The organism is Streptomyces sp. NBC_01515 (genome assembly GCF_045040345.1).
Lineage (GTDB): Bacteria > Actinomycetota > Actinomycetes > Streptomycetales > Streptomycetaceae > Streptomyces.
The window spans coordinates 10,350,412-10,365,655 of sequence record NZ_CP109416.1 but is presented as its reverse complement, the minus strand read 5'-3'; the positions used below and the strand labels follow the sequence as shown (position 1 = coordinate 10,365,655).

The window sequence follows — 15,244 nt, the reverse complement described above, 5'->3', positions numbered from 1 at the left end:
ACCAGATGAACACCATCAGATCCGGTTCCACCCGCGCGGCCCTGCGGGTCCTGCTCCTCCTGGCGACGGTGCTGGGCTTCGCGGTGGCACCGCCCGCCGCCCACGCGAGCACCGCGGCCACGCCGTTCAAGGTTCTCGGCCTCTACAGCGGTACGTACGACGCGGCACACATCGACTTCGAGAAGGAGGCGAACGTCTGGTTCCCGCAGCAGGCCGCGGCGAACGGCTACACCTACACGTCCAGCACCAACTGGGACCTGCTCGCCAACGGCGGGGTCAACGCGTACCAAGTCGTCCTGTTCCTCGACGACTTGCCGCAGACGGCCGCCCAACGCACCGGTTTCGAGACGTACATGAGGGGTGGCGGCGGCTTCATGGGCTTCCACGTCTCCGCCTTCACGACGGACGCGGCGAGCTGGTCCTGGTACCACAACACGTTCCTCGGCTCGGGGAACTTCGTGTCCAACACCTGGGGTCCGACAGCGGTGACCCTGAAGGTCGAGGACCATTCGATCCCGCCCACCGCCGCCCTGCCGGCCACGTTCACCTCGTCGGTCAGCGAGTGGTACAGCTGGTCCAACGACCTGCGGCAGAACCCGGACATCAAGATCCTCGCGTCGATCGACCCGAGCAGCTTCCCGGTCGGCACCGATCCCAACCAGTCCTGGTACAGCGGGTATTACCCGATCATCTGGACCAACACGAAGTACAAGATGCTCTACGCGAACTTCGGCCACAACGCGATGAACTACACGACCAACACGCGTCTGTCGTCGACGTTCGCAAGCGCCACCCAGAACCAGTTCCTGCTGAACGGTCTCAAGTGGCTCGGCGGGGGCGACACTTCGACCCCGCCGACCGACACACCGATCTCCGAGACGTCCTGGTACTCCGTGAAGAACGGCGGCAACGGCACGTGCGTTGACGCCCGTTCGGCGGCCACGGCCAACGGGACGGCGATCCAGCAGTACGCCTGCAACGGTACGGCGGCGCAGCAGTACCAGTTCCGCTCCACCGACAGCGGCTACATGGAGATCACCGCGCGCGGCAACCCGGCACAGGCCATCGACGTGACCGACCGCTCGACGGCGGACAACGCGCCGTTGCAGCTGTGGGCCTACTCCGGCGGCACGAACCAGCAGTGGCAGCCCGTGAAGGAGGCGAGCGGGGCCTACCACTTCATCGCCCGGCACAGCGGGAAGTGCCTGACGGCCGCCACCGCGGCGACGAACAGTGTCCAGCTCACCCAACGGACCTGTGACGGCTCCACCGCGCAGGCCTTCCAACTCGCCGTGCAGTCCTGAGCCTGTCCGGCGACCAGGGGCGCCTCTGCCGCATCGCGTGTCGATGCGGCGGGGGCGCCCCTTTGTCTTCACCCTCACCCCCATGTTTTCACCGCTAACAGCAGACCGTTGTCATCGATACAGGTGAGTGTTACCGTTGCTTGCATGAACACGAGATCGCTGATAATCGAGGCGGCGGCGGAGCTGATCGCCCAGTCGCCGAGCGGCGACGTCTCGACGCGCGCGGTGTGCGAGGCGGCCGGTGTCCAACAGCCCGTGCTGTACCGGCTGTTCGGCGACAAGGACGGCCTGCTGGCGGCGACGGTCGACCACGTGTGGGACCAGTACCTGGAGACGAAGCGCGCCGCGGAGAAGTCGGCGGACCCCTTGCAGGATCTGCTCGCCGGGTGGGACAGCCATGTGGCGTTCGCGCTGGCGCATCCCAACGCCTACAAGTTGATGTTCGCCCCGGCGCTGCGCTCCACGCCGGAGGCGGCGCGGGAGGCGCTGCGGATCCTCCGCGCGGTGCTGGAGCGGCTCGCCGCGCAGGGCCGGATGCGGATCGCGCCCGGGATCGCGGCGCAGATGGTCATGGCGGCCACCACCGGTGTGGCACTGGCGCTGATCACCCGCCCCGAGCTGTATCCGGACGCCGGGCTGTCGACGCCGGTCCGCGACGCGATGGTCCAGGCGATCCTGCTCGACCCGGCGACGGACACGACGGCCCACGACGACGCCCGTACGGCGGCAGCGACCACACTGCTCTCGTCCCTCGGCGATCTCACCCCCGAACCGTTCACCCCCGCGGAGTCGGCCCTGCTCGGGCAGTGGCTCACGCAGATCCCCGTCTCCCCGCAGCACCCCACCTCACGGAAGGGCCCTCACCATGACTGACACCGACACCCCCACCCGCGTCGCCCTGGTCACCGGCGGTTCCGGCGGCATCGGCCGCGCGGTCGCCGAGCGCCTCGCCAAGGACGGCATCGCCGTCGGCGTGCACTACGCCGGCAACAAGGCCCGCGCCGACGAGACGGTCGCCGCGATCACGGCGGCCGGCGGCCGGGCCGTCCCGGTCGGCGGCGATGTGGCCGACGAACAGGAGATGGCCGCCGCCTTCGACGCCGTCGAGGCGGAGTTCGGCGGGCTCGACGTGGTCGTCAACACCGCCGGGATCATGGTCCTTTCACCCATCGCGACCATGAACCTCGACGACCTCGACCGCATGCACCGCACCAACATCCGCGGCACGTTCGTCGTCTCCCAGCAGGCGGCCCGCCGGGTGCGCGCAGGGGGCGCGATCATCAACTTCTCCACCACCGTCACCCGCACCAAGTTCCCGACGTACGGCGGCTACGTGGCGAGCAAGGCCGCGGTCGAGGCGATGACTCTCGTCCTGGCCCGCGAGTTGCGCGGCAAGGACATCACCGTCAACACGGTGGCCCCCGGCCCGACCGCCACGTCCCTCTTCCTCGACGGCAAGGACGAGACGACGGTCCAGAACCTCGCCAACGCCGCTCCGTTGGAGCGCCTCGGCACCCCGGACGACATCGCGGAGTCGGTCGCCTTCCTCGCGGGCCCGGCACGCTGGATCAACGGCCAAGTACTGTACGCCAACGGCGGGTTGGCATGACGGGGAGAGCGCCCGGCGCCCGAGTGGCGACTCTCGTCCAGGAGGCGTCGCTGATGCCGATGACGGACGAGGTCTTCGACGCCGTCACGGACTCCGGCTCGGCCAAGCCCCTGGGGTTCCGGCTGCTGCCCGGCGGCTTCGAGAAGACGCTCGCCGAGTGGTCCGCCGCAGGGCCGGTCGCCCATGTGGAGGCCGAGCACTTCGGTGGGTTCGGTCGGCAACGGGCCACCCTGTGGGCCGACGGGGCACTCGCGGCGGGCCCGTCGGACGAGCCGGCGAAGCCGCGGTTCTTCCGTACGCTCAGCCCGATCTCGCACGTTCTGCGGCGACCGGGCTCGGCGAGCGGACCGGGCGAGGACGAGTTCGCGGCCGTGGGCCCGGACCGCCACCGGAACGACGACGGCTGGATCTCCGCGTCCTCGTGACGGCCCGCCCGCCCCGACTACCCCACCGCGTCCGCCACTTCCCGCCGATACGACTCCCCGCCCCCGAACAGATCCTCGGACACGGCCCGTACGGCGTTGACGACCAGCGGAGCGACAAGTTCCAGCGGCGCACGCCCGTCCCCGACGACCGAGATCGCGCCGACCGGGCCGTCGGGTCCGCGCAGCGCGAGGCCGACGCAGCCGAGGTCGGGGAAACACTCGCCCCGGTCGATCGCGAGCCCGTTGCGACGGCGTACGGTGCCCAACTCGCGGTGGAGCAGGTCGAGTCGGCCGATGCTGTGCGAGGTGCGGCACTCCATCGCCTTCTGGTAGCGGGCGTCGATCTCCTCCGGGCTCAGCCAGGCCAGCATGGCCTTCCCGAGCCCGGTGCAGTGAGCGACCGCGCGTCCGCCGACCCGGGAGGGGATGTCGACCGCCGCCCGGCCGCCCACCTTGTCGAGGTAGTAGATCTCCGGGCCGTCGAGCACGGCGAGATGGACGACCATTTTCGTGCGCACGGCCAGGTCGAGGAGTTGGGGCGCTGCCGCCGCCCGCAGCGTGCTGTGCCCGATCTCCCGCCCGCCGAGACCGAGCGCCCGCGGTCCCAGCGCGTACCCGGCGACCGTGTGGTGCAGCCAGTCCAGGCGCACCAGTTGGTCGAGGATCCGGTGGGTGGTCGAGCGCGGCAAGTGGGTCCGGCGGGACACCACTTCGAGGGTGAGGTGTGTCTGGGGCCGCTCGAAGAGGTCCATGATCAGCGTCACGCGCTCCATCATCGACGGCGGCAGCGCATGCCGGTCGGCCTCGTATCGCGGGTCCAGGCGAAGGGCAGACGTCATCGTCAATGCCTCTCTGCTCAAACTGAAATCAATTCTAGTTCGGCGCCGGCGTCAACGTATCAACGGCATCGGACGCGGGCCAAGAGGCGTGCACGAGTTTATTGGTACGCCCGGTCTAAACAATGCACGAAAGCGCCGCCCCCCGGCGCACGGCCGGGAAGCGGCGGCTTGACGGAAAAGCGCGATCAACAGCCGCGGGTCAGGTCGAGAGCGATGTCCACGATCATGTCCTCCTGCCCGCCGACCAGCCCCCGCCTGCCGACCTCCTGGAGGATGGTGCGCGCGTCGAGGCCGTACTGTCCGGCGGCGGTCTCGGCGTGCCGCAGGAAGCTGGAGTACGCCCCCGCGTAGCCGAGGGTCAGGGTCTCCCGGTCGACGCGGACCGGCCGGTCCTGGAGCGGGCGGACCAGGTCGTCGGCGGCGTCCTGGAGCGCGAACAGGTCGCAACCGTGCTTCCAGCCAAGGAGGTTGGCGACGGCGATGAACGGTTCGATCGGGCAGTTGCCCGCGCCCGCGCCCTGTCCTGCCAGGGACGCGTCCACCCGGGTCACGCCCTCCTCCACCGCGGTCACCGAGTTGGCGACCGAGAGGGAGAGGTTCTCGTGCGCGTGGATGCCGATCTGGGTGTCCGGGTCGAGGACGTCACGGTAGGCGCGGACGCGGTCGCGTACGCCGTCCATGGTCAGCCGGCCGCCGGAGTCGGTGACGTACACGCAGTGCGCGCCGTAGGACTCCATCAACCGTGCCTGGCGGGCGAGTTCGGCGGGGTCGGTCATGTGGGCCATCATCAGGAAGCCGGAGACGTCCATGCCGAGTTCGCGGGCGGTGGCGATGTGCTGGGCCGCCACGTCGGCCTCGGTGCAGTGGGTGGCGACGCGGACCGAGCGGACGCCGAGCGAGTACGCCTGCTTGAGCTCGGCGATGGTGCCGATGCCGGGCAGCAGGAGGGACGTGAGCGTCGCCCGGTGGATGGCGCCGGCCGCGGCCTCGATCCATTCCCAGTCGGTGTTGCTGCCGGGGCCGTAGTTGAGGCTGCCGCCGGACAGGCCGTCGCCGTGGGCGACCTCGATGGCGTCCACGCCCGCCTGGTCCAGGGCCGCGCTGATGGCGGCCACGTTCGCGGGTGTGATCCGGTGCCGGATGGCGTGCATGCCGTCCCGGAGGGTGACGTCCTGGACATAGAGCCTGGGGGTCATCGGGTCACCTCCGTGGAGAAGCGCTGGGCGATGCGCTCGGCGACCCGCAGGGCGGCCGAGGTCATGATGTCGAGGTTGCCCGCGTAGGCGGGCAAGTAGTGGGCGGCGCCCTCGACTTCGAGGAAGACGGACACCTTGGTGGTGACCTCGGACGCGTCGCCGGTGAACAGCGTGTGCACCGGATCTCCGGCGGGGATCGGGGTGAACTGCACCTGCTGCTTGAGCCGGTAGCCGGGCACGTACTCGGCGACCGCGTCCACCATGCCCTCGACCGAGGCCCGGATCTGTTCCTGGTCGGCGTCGCCGATGAGGCAGTACACGGTGTCCCGCATGATCAGCGGCGGCTCGGCCGGGTTGAGCACGATGATCGCCTTGCCCCGCCGGGCACCGCCCACCCTCTCGATCGCGGCGGAGGTCGTCTCGGTGAACTCGTCGATGTTGGCCCGGGTTCCGGGTCCGGCCGACTTCGAGGCGATCGACGCGACGATCTCGGCGTAGGGCACCGGTGTGATCCGGCTGACCGCGTGCACGATCGGGATGGTGGCCTGGCCGCCGCAGGTGACCATGTTGAGGCTGTCGGCATCGCCGGCGAGGTGCTCGTCGAGGTTGACCGGCGGCACGACGTACGGGCCGATGGCGGCTGGGGTGAGGTCGACGAGCCGTTTGCCGTACGGGGCGAGGCGCTTGGCGTTCTCGACGTGCGCCTTCGCGGACGTGGCGTCGAAGACGATCCCGATGTCGTCGAAGCCGTCCATCCGGATCAGGCCGTCCACGCCCTCGTGCGTGGTGGGCACCTTGAGGCGTGCGGCCCGGGCGAGGCCGTCCGAGCCCGGGTCGATGCCCACCATGGCGGCCATCTCCAGGGTGTCGGACAGCCGCAGCACCTTGATCATCAGGTCGGTCCCGATGTTGCCGGAACCGATGATGGCCACCTTGGTCTTCGTCATCCCTGTTCCTTCGAAGAGTCCGATGAATCGGATGAGTTGGCTGGTTCCGCTCCGTCGGAGAACGTCGCGGTCACGGTGCCGAGGCCCGACATCTCGGCCCGTACGGTGACTCCCGGCGGGGTGGGGACGAGCGGCCCCAGCGCTCCGGAGAGCACGACCTGCCCGGCCCGCAGCGGGTCGCCGAACTCCCGGGCGGTGCGCGCCAGCCACAGCAGCGCCGCAAGGGGATCACCGAGGCAGGCCGTGCCGTCGCCCGCCGAGGCGAGCTTCCCGTCGGCGTAGAGCCGCATGGACACGTCCCGGGGATCGAACGCCTTCAACTCGACGCGCTCGCCGCCGAGTACGAACAACCCGCTGGACGCGTTGTCGGCGACGGTGTCGGTGATCGCGATGTCCCAGGCGGCGACCCGGCTGTCCACGATCTCCAGCGCGGCGACGGCATACGCCACAGCGGCCCGCACCTGCTCGATGTCGAGTTCGTCCTGGTCGAGGTCGGCGGCGAGGACGAACGCGATCTCGGCCTCGACCCTGGGCTGCAGCAGCCGTTCGCTCGGCACGGCCGGCAGCGCGCTGACGTCCATGTCGGCGAGGAGCACCCCGAAGTCGGGCCGGTCGACGCCGACTTGGCGCTGCACCGACTCGGAGGTGAGTCCGATCTTGCGGCCGACCACCCGTGCTCCGGCGGCGATCCGGTCGGCCACGACGCGTTGTTGGACGGCGTAGGCGAGGCCGATGTCGGTGGCGCCGAGCAAGTCCCGTACGGGGGCGCACGGTTGACGGTCACGGGCCGCGCGCGTCAGTCGTACGACCGCCTCGGCCACCGCCGCCTCACGGTCCGCCGCGGCCCTTGGTTCCCGAAGGTCTGTCATTCGCGTCCTCACCTCGTGATGGTCTCCAGCCTGGGCATCCGTGCCCGGTCGCGGTCCCGCGCGTTCCGCTCACCGGGACTCGATCCGGGGGTGGACAGGCGGTCTCGCTCAGCGAGATGACCGGCCGGAGCGGTGGAGTTGGCTCGATACCGTCGCCCGGCACATCGCGAGAGGTTGTGGCGTGGAGCCGCGCTCGGCCGTCGAGAACGTCAGCACACCTGAGGAGGTCATCTTGGCCAGCAACGAGGACGTCTACGACGTGATCGTCGTCGGGTCGGGCGGAGGACTGGTCGGTGCGTATGCCGCTGCCTCGCGCGGCCTGCGCACACTCGTCATCGAGAAGACCGACCGGGTCGGCGGCACGACCGCCTACTCCGGTGCCGGTCTGTGGTACCCCGGCTCCGCGCCGATGCGGCGGGCCGGGCTCGACGACAGTGTCGAGGACGCGAGGACCTACTTGCGCGACTCCGTCGACGACGCGTCACGCGAGCCGCTCCAGGATGCCTACCTGCGGGCGGGCGTGCGGTTGATCGACGAGCTGGAGCAGAATCCGTGGTTCCAGTCGTTCGTGCATCTCCCGGTGCCGGACTACTATCCGTCGGTCGTCGGCTCGTCCCCCACCGGGCACACCGTGTTCCCGCCGCAGGTCACCGTCGCCGAACTCGGAGCACACGCCCAACTGGTCCGCGCCTGCCTGCCCACCCAGCGGTGGGGCCACGACGAAGGCCCGGTCCTCAGCGGGGGCCGCGCACTGATCGGCAGGACGCTGGCGGCGTTCCTGGAGACGGGCCACGGCTCGCTCCGCCTCGACACCGCGTTGGAGAGCCTCGTCGTCGAGGACGGCAGGGTCGTCGGCGTGGAGGCGGTGAACGACGGCGAACAGGTCACGTTCCGCGCCACGGGCGGGGTGATCCTCGCGGCCGGCGGCTTCGAGCGCAACCGCGAGCTGCGCGCGAAGTACCAGCCGGTTCCGGATCGCGGCAGCGAGTGGACCCACGGCGCCCCGGGCAACACGGGAGACGCGCTCCAGGCCGGCATCGCGGTCGGTGCCGCCACCGACCTGCTCGACGCGGCCTGGTTCACGCCCGGACTCGTGTGGCCGGACGGCCTCCCGCTCTTCCACACGGGCACCCGGGGCGGGATCTGGGTCAACGCGGCGGGCGAACGCTTCGTCAACGAAACCCGCCCCTACGACCAGGCGGGCCGGGAGATAGTCCGCCTGCATGCCACCACGGGCGTCTCGCACATCCCCGCCCACTGGATCATCGACCAGCGCCAGCTCGACCGGGACAGCTTCGGCGGCCCGTACGACCAGCCGGTCCGGCCCGAGTGGTTCGAGTCCGGCGCGCTCAAGAGGGCTGATTCCCTGGAGGAGTTGGCGAAGCTGATCGACGTACCGCTCGATGCGCTGCGCGCGACCATCGAGGAGTTCAACGGCTACGCGCACACCGGGGTCGACGAGAAGTTCCATCGTGGCGAGACACCTTGGGACCGGACGGCTCAGTACGTCCTGGGCTTCCCCGCCCTGCCCGAGCTGAACTACCCGGCACCGCCACCCACGACCGACTGGCCCAACCCGCTGCTGCCCCCGCTCGACACCCCGCCGTACTACGTCGCGACCATCCTCCCGGCCGACATCGGTACCAAGGGCGGCCTCAAGATCGACGAGCACGCGCGGGTGCTGCGCCCGGACGGCCAGCCCATCGAGGGGCTGTACGCGTCCGGGAACACGGCCGCCGCGATGACGGGACGCGTGTACCCGGGCGCGGGTGCTCCCATCGGTTCGAGCGTCGCGTTCTCGTACCTGGCGGTGCTGGACATCGCGAGCGGCACGGACTGACGTGTCAGAGCCAGCGACGGAACGGCTCCCGGAACACGACCACGTCCGGACGCTTTCGACCTACGGCCCTTTCCGCGAGGGTCGTCGCGGAGAAGTGTGAAGCCAACAGCGGCCAGGCGACGACCACCGTCGAAAGGGCGAGCATGATCGGATACTCGGTGATGAGCTGGTCCGCGCTCCAATACGTCAGCAAGGTGAAAGCCGACATGAAAGACGCGGGCAAGGAGAACACCCCCAGGACGAGGGCGACTCCCAGCGCTGTCTCCAGAAGGGGCATCGCGAAGCCGAAGAAATGCGGCCATTCCGCGAGTGTGACATCCGAGAAACTCTTGAAGTAACCCGGAACCCTGCTGTTCGACTTCGCACTGTTCGCCACCAGCAGGATGTCCGCCGCCCCGAAGTGCGCCCGGTATTTCAGCGTTCCTTCATGGAGCCACAGGACACCGAGGGTGACTCTGACCGCGCCGGCGAGAGCCGCCGCGATCAGAGTCGGTCGCGAAAGGGACGTCCTCATGACAGTTTCGCGGCGCCGAATACCGCCTTCGCCTTGTCGCAGTGGATGACCACGTTGCTGTACATGGACGCGTCGACGCCGTTGAGCGCGAACATCTGGGACGCCTTGTCGAACTTGATGGCACCGAGCTGCTTGCCCGCCGACACGGCCGCTTCGTCCGTGCCGTTCGTGAGGTACACATGCAGGTCCGGGCCCTCGTCGGACTTGAAGCCGGACAGCGTGACGCCCGAACCGCTCACCTTCGCGGCGCCGGTCACCTTCTTGCCGTTGAGCCCCGCGAACATGCCCGCCCTGTCCGCCGACTGCATCGCCGCCTTCGAGGCCGACATGGTGGGCGCCGCCTTCGAGGTGTTGTCGCTGTTGCCGGACCCGCCGCACGCCGTGAGCGTGAAGGAAAGAGCAACGAGAGCCACGCCGACAAACCCGATTTTCCGCATGCCGAACTTCCTGTTCTTGATTCCGCTGGGAATCGGCGGCAAGAGGAACGGGCTGCCGCCGACGGGAACCAAGCTACCTACGGAATACGGGAAATGACCCCGCGGCCGGGGGGACGTAAGAATTGCTTCACATTTTCGCGGCGACCACGGTGACCACGACGACTACGGCGTGAGGAGCAGCCGCGCGGCTAGGCGCATGGTGGTCTCCGCCTCGGCGGTGGAGAGTTCCTCGGTGAGCATGGCCACGAACAGTCCCCACCAGCCGTAGATGAGCAGGCGCGCCCTGCTGCGGTCGGTCTCCGAGGCCTCGCGGACGCCGGCACCGAGCAGGCGCAGGATGGCCTGTCCCAGGGCGCTGTCGACGAGGTCCGTGCGGGCCGGGACGACGCTCGTGTACTCGGTGAACGACGACAGTGCCACCGCCGAGGCGAGCAGGGGGCTGTCGAGCAGCTTCACGCTGAGCGTGATGAGCAGCTCCGCGATCTCGGCGGCGGCGTCCGTGCCCCCGTCGTCTGCGGCGAGGTTCTCCTGACCGTTCTCGTGACCGCCGAGGTACTGCTCGATGTGCCACTCCAGGACGGCCATGAACAGGTACGGCTTGGACGGGAAGTAGCGGTACAGGGTGGCGATGGCGACGCCGGCCTCCTTGGCCACGTCGTGCATCTGCACGCTGGCCAGCCCCTCGCGCGCGCCGAGTTCGGAGGCGGCGCGGAGGATGCGGACCCGGCGGGCGATCTGACCGCTCGACATCGGGGCCGCCGGTTGCCGTCCCCCAGCGGGTCTCGCCACGTCGTCCCCCATGTCGTCCGGTGCTCCCGCCGCCGACGCTCAGGCTGCCTCGGGCCGGGTCAGGAAGGCCAGGACGGTGCTCTCCCAGGCCTCCTTCTGCTCGATCATGGCCCAGTGGCCGCAGTCGGGCAGCACATGCAGTTCCGCTTTCGGAATGGTACGCATCGGGATCAGCGCGCTCTCCAACGGTGTGACCCGGTCGTCGCGGCCCCAGGTCAGCAGCGTGGGCGCGGTGATCTTGTGGAGGGCGGCCCAGATGGGCTGGTCGGAGTGGGCCTGCGCGGCCTGCATGGCGGCCATGGCCTGCCGGCCGTAGATCCGCCGGGAGGCCTCCAGGGTCGCGGGCTCGGTGGCGGTCACCCACCGCTCCTCGATCAGTTCCTCGGTGAGGAGGGCCGGGTCGTGGACCATCGACCGCAGCCACTGGACCAGGTTCTCGCGGGTCGGGTTCTCGGCGAACTCGACGAGCAGGTTGAGGCCTTCGCTGGGGCCCGGCGAGAGGATGTTGCGGCCCACGCCGCCGATGGTGACGACCCTGCGGAACAGGTCCTTGTGGGCGACGGCGAGTCCGGCGGCGACGAAGCCGCCCATGGAGTTCCCGATGACGTCGACGCGGTCGAGGCCGAGGCCGTCGAGGAAGCGCAGGACGGCTTTCGGGGCGGCCATCATGGGGTTCTCGGCGGTGGGGTCGCTGACCCCGAACCCGGGGAATTCCAGGGCGAGGCAGCGGAAGTGCTGCGCGAACACGGGGAGGTTTCCCCGGTAGTTGCGCCAGCCGGTCACGCCGGGGCCGGAGCCGTGCAACAGGAGCAGGGGCGGCCCGTCGCCCGCCTCGTGGTAGCGCAACGTGCCTTCGGCGGTGTGCAGTTCGCGCAGAGTGTCCTCAGCGGTGAGTGTCATGACGGTGCGTGACCTCCGGTCGCGGGGTGACGGGCGACAGTCACCGTGCCACCGCGTCCCGGCCGGGCGCCGTACTCCTCCCGATCAGTGGGACGTGCACGACCCCTGGTCGGCCGGGCTGATTAGCGTCGGGCTGCCAGGAGTCGACGACGGTGATGGGAGAACCTGATGGGTGTGCGCTCACTCGGGTATGTACGGCTGGAGTCCGGCGACATCGGGAAATGGAAGGTGTTCGGGACGGATTTCCTCGGCCTGATGCCTGTCGAGGGCGGCGACCCGGAATCCCTGTACTACCGGATGGACGACCGTCCGGCCCGCATCGTGGTCTCCCCCGGTTCGCAGAGCGGGATGACCGCCCTGGGCTTCGAGGTGATCGACGAGCGGGAACTGGCGCGGCTCGTCGCCGACGTCGAGAAGACCGGCATCAAGGTGACCGCCGGCACCGAGGACGAGGCCGCGGAACGCAGGGTCACCGGTTTCGTCAAGTTCAACGACCCGGGCGGCAACCCGGTCGAGCTGTTCTACGGCGCGATCCTCGACCACGTCCCGGTGCACACACCGCTGGTCTCGGGCTTCCTGACCGGCGACATGGGCTTCGGGCACGCCATCGTCTCCGCCGAGGACGCGCGGGGCACCTTCGACTTCTACGTCAATGTCCTCGGCTTCATCGAGCGCAACACGATGCGCTCACCGGGCGGCACGACGTGGTTCATGGGCTGCAATCCCCGCCACCACACCCTGGGCGTCACTCCGGCGCCGGGCCCCGGGCGGCTGCTGCACTTCATGGTCGAGGGGAAGACACTGGACGACGTGGGCCGCGCCCTGGACCGGGCCGCGAAGCTCGACGTGCCGATGATGCACTCGCTGGGCAAGCACACCAACGACCACATGGTGTCGTTCTATGTGTGGTCGCCGGAGAACTACGCCGTCGAGTTCGGCTGGAACGGCCTGAAGGTGCCGGAGCCGGTCCCCGTCTACGAGATCACCGACGGCGCGTTCTGGGGCCACCACTTCACCCCGCCGCCGCAGCCCGCCGGCTGACCCGAACACGCAGGAAGGCAGCCCCACGGTCCACGGCCGTGGGGCTGCTCCGTGTCAGCGCTCGACGGTGACGGCCCGCTCCGGGCAGGCCGACTCCCCGTCCCTGGCGGCCTGTTCCAGCTCGGGAGGCACCTCGCCGTCGTAGGGCAGCGCGTAGCCGTCGTCGTCGAGCCGGAACACCTCCGGCGCCGCCGCAGCGCACCGCGCGTGCCCGGAGCACAGCGAGGAGTCAATCGTGATCTTCATCCACCACTCCGTTCTACGGCTTGTTCGTCGAGCCGGCGTCCACGGTGAACTGGAGGCCGGTGACGTACCTCGACTCGTCCGACGCGAGGAACAGGACGGCGTTCGACACATCGCGCGGCTCGACGTACGGGGCGAGGGGGTTCATCGCGGCGAGCGCGAACAGCGGTTCCCGCGCGGCGAGTTCCTCGATCGGGACTCCGACGGTGATGCCGGTGTCGCTGACTCCTGTGGGGTGCACGGTGTTCACCCGGATGCGGTGCGGGGCGAGTTCGTTCGACAGCGCCTTCATCAGTCCGACCACACCGTGTTTGCTGGCCACGTAGTGGGCGTACGGCACATGGCCGCGGATGCCGGCGGCCGAGCTGGTGATGATGACGGAACCGCCCTGTCCCGCCTCGATCATCCAGGGGACCGCGGCGCGCACCGTGTTCCAGGGGCCCTTGAGGTTGACGTCCATGACGACGTCCCAGGCTTCCTCGGACAGTTCCCAGGCGGCGCCGATGCTCATCACACCCGCGTTCGCCACGACCGTGTCGAGCCGCCCGAACTCCTCCCGCGCCGCGTCGACGGCGGCCCGCACCTCGACCACGGAGCGGACGTCGGCCTGGACGGCGACGCACCGGCGGCCGGTCGCCCGCACCAACTCGGCGGTCTCTTCGAGCTGTTCCTTCGACGCCAGTGGATACGGCAGCTCGTCGCTGATGTCGTGGCACACGTCGGTGACGACGACGTCGGCGCCCTCCTCCGCCAACCGCACGGCGTGCGAACGGCCTTGACCGCGGGCCGCGCCCGTCACGAGCGCGACCTTGCCCTCCACCCGCCCCATGCCAACTCCCTCTCGTTCAACGGACATTCAGGTCCTCGGCAGCCTCGCGCAGGAAACGCAGCCGGGTGTCGAGGAGTCCACGCTCGGCCTCGTCGTCCGCGCCGAGTTCGGCGAGCCGACGGGTGGTGAGGCCGATCTCCTCCTGGAGGCGGCCGTACGCCTCGTCGCGGGTGAGCAGGTCGAGGTCGGTCCAGTCGGAGCGCTCGGACTCCGGGCGCCCGCTCACGCGGGGATGTTGTAGAGGCGGCGGGCGTTCAGCTCCACGATCTTGTGCACCTCGTCGTCCGGTACGTCGGCGAGCGTCTCGGCCGCGTAGGCACGGCTCTTGGGCCAATAGGAGTCCGAGTGCGGGTAGTCGCACTCCCAGGTGATCTTGTCGACGCCGACGTGGTGGCGTACCTCCACACCGAACCGGTCGTCGATGAAGCAGCCGTGGAAGTGCTTGTGGAACAGTTCCGAGGGGCGCACGCTCTGGTTGACGTTCTGGTAGAAGCGGTGCCGCTCCCAGGTGCCGTCGGCGCGCTCCAGCAGATACGGAATCCAGCCGATCCCACCCTCGGACAGACCGATCTTCAGCCGCGGGTGGTTGTGGAGCACCGGGGAGAACAGCAGGTCGGCAGCCGCGTACATCGAGTTGGTGGCGAACAGGGTGATCGTCACCGCGAACGGTGCCTCCGGTGCGGTCCTGGGCGCCGCGCCCGAGGTGCCGAAGTGCAGGCACAGCGGCATGTCGGTCTCCTCGGCCGCCGTGAACACCGGGTCCCAGTGGTCGGTGTGGAACGACGGCAGGCCCAGCGGGACCGGGTTCTCCGGGAAGGAGATCGCCTTGGCGCCCTTGGCCGCCGCACGCCGGATCTCGGCCGCGCAGGCGTCGACGTCCCACAGCGGCAGGATGAGCAGCGGGATCAGCCGGCCGGGGGCGGTGGCGCACCACTCGTCGAGCACGAAGTCGTTCCACGCCCGGACGCAGAGCAGGGCGAGTTGACGGTCCTCGCCGTCCAGGAAGATCGTGCCGGCGAAACGCGGGAACGACGGGAAGCACAACGCGCCCCACACACCGTCCAGATCCATGTCGCGCAGGCGGGCCTTGGGGTCGTAGCAGCCCGGGATCATCTCGTCGTAGCGGGTCGGTTCGAGGCCGAACTCCTCGGGCGACTTGCCCGCGACGGCGTTCAGGCCGATGTAGGGGTAGATGCGGCCCTCGTAGTTCCACACCTCGGCCGGGGCCCGGCCCTCGCCGCGCGCCTGTTCCACGATCCGCGGCCCGGCATCGCGGTACTTCGCCGGCAGGCGGTCCGTCCACAGGCTCGGCGGCTCGATCAGGTGGTCGTCGGTCGACAGCAACTTCATCCATGGCTGCAATGGCATCGATGTGCTCCCTCGATCTCACGGACTCTCTAGCACCGGCCGAATTGTGTGCACTGTTCGGGTCCCACTCAACGGAAACCGATGAACGACAGGC

Annotated in this window: 19 protein-coding genes; 7 read left to right on the top strand and 12 right to left on the bottom strand. The window is 69.5% G+C overall.

The genetic code is table 11. From position 1 onward, the window contains the following. Nucleotides 1-5: 5 nt before the first annotated feature. The 4 genes from OG407_RS45845 (at nt 6) to OG407_RS45830 (ending at nt 3,338) form a co-directional block, all read left to right on the top strand. Entirely contained in the window at nt 6-1,304 is a 1,299-nt protein-coding gene (locus OG407_RS45845) for a ThuA domain-containing protein (RefSeq protein WP_405866884.1), read from the top strand. A gap of 144 nt (nt 1,305-1,448) precedes the next feature. After that, nucleotides 1,449-2,177 carry a TetR/AcrR family transcriptional regulator gene (locus tag OG407_RS45840; protein WP_405866882.1) on the top strand — a complete coding sequence of 243 codons (729 nt, stop codon included), beginning with the start codon at nt 1,449-1,451 and terminating at the stop codon, nt 2,175-2,177. Beyond that, nucleotides 2,170-2,913: an SDR family oxidoreductase gene (locus OG407_RS45835; RefSeq protein ID WP_405866880.1), complete on the top strand. Its 744-nt coding sequence runs from the start codon at nt 2,170-2,172 to the stop codon at nt 2,911-2,913. Before OG407_RS45840 ends, OG407_RS45835 begins: the two co-directional genes overlap by 8 nt. Further along, the gene (locus tag OG407_RS45830) at nt 2,910-3,338 is read left to right on the top strand and encodes a hypothetical protein (RefSeq protein ID WP_405866878.1); all 429 of its coding nucleotides are present in this window, start codon (nt 2,910-2,912) and stop codon (nt 3,336-3,338) included. The genes OG407_RS45835 and OG407_RS45830 overlap by 4 nt, the downstream gene beginning before the upstream one ends. A 17-nt stretch (nt 3,339-3,355) precedes the next feature. Here the strand turns inward: OG407_RS45830 and OG407_RS45825 are convergent, their stop codons facing one another. The 4 genes from OG407_RS45825 to OG407_RS45810 all read right to left on the bottom strand — a co-directional run bounded on the left by OG407_RS45825 (nt 3,356) and on the right by OG407_RS45810 (nt 7,189). After that, nucleotides 3,356-4,114, bottom strand: coding sequence for an IclR family transcriptional regulator (locus OG407_RS45825; RefSeq protein WP_403589359.1), 759 nt, complete (start codon nt 4,112-4,114; stop codon nt 3,356-3,358). A 248-nt stretch (nt 4,115-4,362) separates the two neighbouring features. Then, nucleotides 4,363-5,373, bottom strand: coding sequence for a 4-hydroxy-2-oxovalerate aldolase (dmpG, locus tag OG407_RS45820; protein WP_403589306.1), 1,011 nt, complete (start codon nt 5,371-5,373; stop codon nt 4,363-4,365). Then, a complete protein-coding gene (locus tag OG407_RS45815; RefSeq protein ID WP_405866875.1) occupies nt 5,370-6,320 on the bottom strand; it encodes an acetaldehyde dehydrogenase (acetylating) in 951 nt (316 codons plus the stop codon). The genes dmpG and OG407_RS45815 overlap by 4 nt, the downstream gene beginning before the upstream one ends. Next, entirely contained in the window at nt 6,317-7,189 is an 873-nt protein-coding gene (locus OG407_RS45810) for a 2-keto-4-pentenoate hydratase (RefSeq protein ID WP_405866873.1), read from the bottom strand. The genes OG407_RS45815 and OG407_RS45810 overlap by 4 nt, the downstream gene beginning before the upstream one ends. 232 nt (nt 7,190-7,421) lie before the next feature. Here OG407_RS45810 and OG407_RS45805 point away from each other — a divergent pair, with 232 nt between their 5' ends. Beyond that, the gene (locus tag OG407_RS45805) at nt 7,422-9,029 is read left to right on the top strand and encodes an FAD-dependent oxidoreductase (RefSeq protein WP_405866871.1); all 1,608 of its coding nucleotides are present in this window, start codon (nt 7,422-7,424) and stop codon (nt 9,027-9,029) included. A gap of 4 nt (nt 9,030-9,033) precedes the next feature. Here OG407_RS45805 and OG407_RS45800 read toward each other — a convergent pair whose 3' ends face one another. Both OG407_RS45800 and OG407_RS45795 read right to left on the bottom strand, forming a co-directional pair. Beyond that, a complete protein-coding gene (locus OG407_RS45800) occupies nt 9,034-9,543 on the bottom strand; it encodes a hypothetical protein (RefSeq protein WP_405866869.1) in 510 nt (169 codons plus the stop codon). Next, the gene (locus tag OG407_RS45795) at nt 9,540-9,827 is read right to left on the bottom strand and encodes a DM13 domain-containing protein (RefSeq protein WP_405866867.1); all 288 of its coding nucleotides are present in this window, start codon (nt 9,825-9,827) and stop codon (nt 9,540-9,542) included. Before OG407_RS45795 ends, OG407_RS45800 begins: the two co-directional genes overlap by 4 nt. Here OG407_RS45795 and OG407_RS45790 point away from each other — a divergent pair. Continuing rightward, nucleotides 9,826-10,077 carry a hypothetical protein gene (locus OG407_RS45790; protein ID WP_405866865.1) on the top strand — a complete coding sequence of 84 codons (252 nt, stop codon included), beginning with the start codon at nt 9,826-9,828 and terminating at the stop codon, nt 10,075-10,077. The two genes, OG407_RS45795 and OG407_RS45790, sit on opposite strands and share 2 nt — an antisense overlap. A gap of 65 nt (nt 10,078-10,142) precedes the next feature. Here OG407_RS45790 and OG407_RS45785 read toward each other — a convergent pair whose 3' ends face one another. Together OG407_RS45785 and OG407_RS45780 are read right to left on the bottom strand one after the other, a co-directional pair. Then, nucleotides 10,143-10,781, bottom strand: a complete 639-nt coding sequence (locus tag OG407_RS45785) for a TetR/AcrR family transcriptional regulator (protein ID WP_405866863.1) — start codon at nt 10,779-10,781, stop codon at nt 10,143-10,145. A 27-nt stretch (nt 10,782-10,808) separates the two neighbouring features. Next, nucleotides 10,809-11,669, bottom strand: a complete 861-nt coding sequence (locus tag OG407_RS45780) for an alpha/beta fold hydrolase (protein ID WP_405866861.1) — start codon at nt 11,667-11,669, stop codon at nt 10,809-10,811. 168 nt (nt 11,670-11,837) lie between these two features. On the opposite strand from OG407_RS45780, the gene OG407_RS45775 reads away from it, so the two are divergent. Next, the gene (locus OG407_RS45775; protein ID WP_403589314.1) at nt 11,838-12,710 is read left to right on the top strand and encodes a VOC family protein; all 873 of its coding nucleotides are present in this window, start codon (nt 11,838-11,840) and stop codon (nt 12,708-12,710) included. A gap of 54 nt (nt 12,711-12,764) precedes the next feature. Here OG407_RS45775 and OG407_RS45770 read toward each other — a convergent pair whose 3' ends face one another. The 4 genes from OG407_RS45770 to OG407_RS45755 are packed head-to-tail and all read right to left on the bottom strand — an operon-like array spanning nt 12,765 to nt 15,150. Beyond that, the gene (locus tag OG407_RS45770; protein WP_405866859.1) at nt 12,765-12,956 is read right to left on the bottom strand and encodes a ferredoxin; all 192 of its coding nucleotides are present in this window, start codon (nt 12,954-12,956) and stop codon (nt 12,765-12,767) included. A 13-nt stretch (nt 12,957-12,969) separates the two neighbouring features. Next, nucleotides 12,970-13,782, bottom strand: coding sequence for a mycofactocin-coupled SDR family oxidoreductase (locus OG407_RS45765; RefSeq protein ID WP_405866857.1), 813 nt, complete (start codon nt 13,780-13,782; stop codon nt 12,970-12,972). Nucleotides 13,783-13,798: 16 nt separating this feature from the next. After that, a complete protein-coding gene (locus OG407_RS45760) occupies nt 13,799-14,008 on the bottom strand; it encodes a hypothetical protein (protein ID WP_405866855.1) in 210 nt (69 codons plus the stop codon). Next, a complete protein-coding gene (locus tag OG407_RS45755; protein WP_405866853.1) occupies nt 14,005-15,150 on the bottom strand; it encodes an amidohydrolase family protein in 1,146 nt (381 codons plus the stop codon). Before OG407_RS45755 ends, OG407_RS45760 begins: the two co-directional genes overlap by 4 nt. Nucleotides 15,151-15,244 lie beyond the last annotated feature (94 nt).

What these genes read in the sequence shown, in the direction of transcription:
- OG407_RS45845 (WP_405866884.1), top strand. Translation starts at nt 6, where the DNA reads ATGAACACCATCAGATCCGGTTCCACCCGCGCGGCCCTGCGGGTCCTG.
- OG407_RS45840 (WP_405866882.1), top strand. Translation starts at nt 1,449, where the DNA reads ATGAACACGAGATCGCTGATAATCGAGGCGGCGGCGGAGCTGATCGCC.
- OG407_RS45835 (WP_405866880.1), top strand. Translation starts at nt 2,170, where the DNA reads ATGACTGACACCGACACCCCCACCCGCGTCGCCCTGGTCACCGGCGGT.
- OG407_RS45830 (WP_405866878.1), top strand. Translation starts at nt 2,910, where the DNA reads ATGACGGGGAGAGCGCCCGGCGCCCGAGTGGCGACTCTCGTCCAGGAG.
- OG407_RS45825 (WP_403589359.1), bottom strand. Translation starts at nt 4,114, where the DNA reads ATGATGGAGCGCGTGACGCTGATCATGGACCTCTTCGAGCGGCCCCAG.
- dmpG (WP_403589306.1), bottom strand. Translation starts at nt 5,373, where the DNA reads ATGACCCCCAGGCTCTATGTCCAGGACGTCACCCTCCGGGACGGCATG.
- OG407_RS45815 (WP_405866875.1), bottom strand. Translation starts at nt 6,320, where the DNA reads ATGACGAAGACCAAGGTGGCCATCATCGGTTCCGGCAACATCGGGACC.
- OG407_RS45810 (WP_405866873.1), bottom strand. Translation starts at nt 7,189, where the DNA reads ATGACAGACCTTCGGGAACCAAGGGCCGCGGCGGACCGTGAGGCGGCG.
- OG407_RS45800 (WP_405866869.1), bottom strand. Translation starts at nt 9,543, where the DNA reads ATGAGGACGTCCCTTTCGCGACCGACTCTGATCGCGGCGGCTCTCGCC.
- OG407_RS45790 (WP_405866865.1), top strand. Translation starts at nt 9,826, where the DNA reads ATGCCCGCCCTGTCCGCCGACTGCATCGCCGCCTTCGAGGCCGACATG.
- OG407_RS45795 (WP_405866867.1), bottom strand. Translation starts at nt 9,827, where the DNA reads ATGTTCGCGGGGCTCAACGGCAAGAAGGTGACCGGCGCCGCGAAGGTG.
- OG407_RS45785 (WP_405866863.1), bottom strand. Translation starts at nt 10,781, where the DNA reads ATGGGGGACGACGTGGCGAGACCCGCTGGGGGACGGCAACCGGCGGCC.
- OG407_RS45780 (WP_405866861.1), bottom strand. Translation starts at nt 11,669, where the DNA reads ATGACACTCACCGCTGAGGACACTCTGCGCGAACTGCACACCGCCGAA.
- OG407_RS45775 (WP_403589314.1), top strand. Translation starts at nt 11,838, where the DNA reads ATGGGTGTGCGCTCACTCGGGTATGTACGGCTGGAGTCCGGCGACATC.
- OG407_RS45770 (WP_405866859.1), bottom strand. Translation starts at nt 12,956, where the DNA reads ATGAAGATCACGATTGACTCCTCGCTGTGCTCCGGGCACGCGCGGTGC.
- OG407_RS45765 (WP_405866857.1), bottom strand. Translation starts at nt 13,782, where the DNA reads ATGGGGCGGGTGGAGGGCAAGGTCGCGCTCGTGACGGGCGCGGCCCGC.
- OG407_RS45755 (WP_405866853.1), bottom strand. Translation starts at nt 15,150, where the DNA reads ATGCCATTGCAGCCATGGATGAAGTTGCTGTCGACCGACGACCACCTG.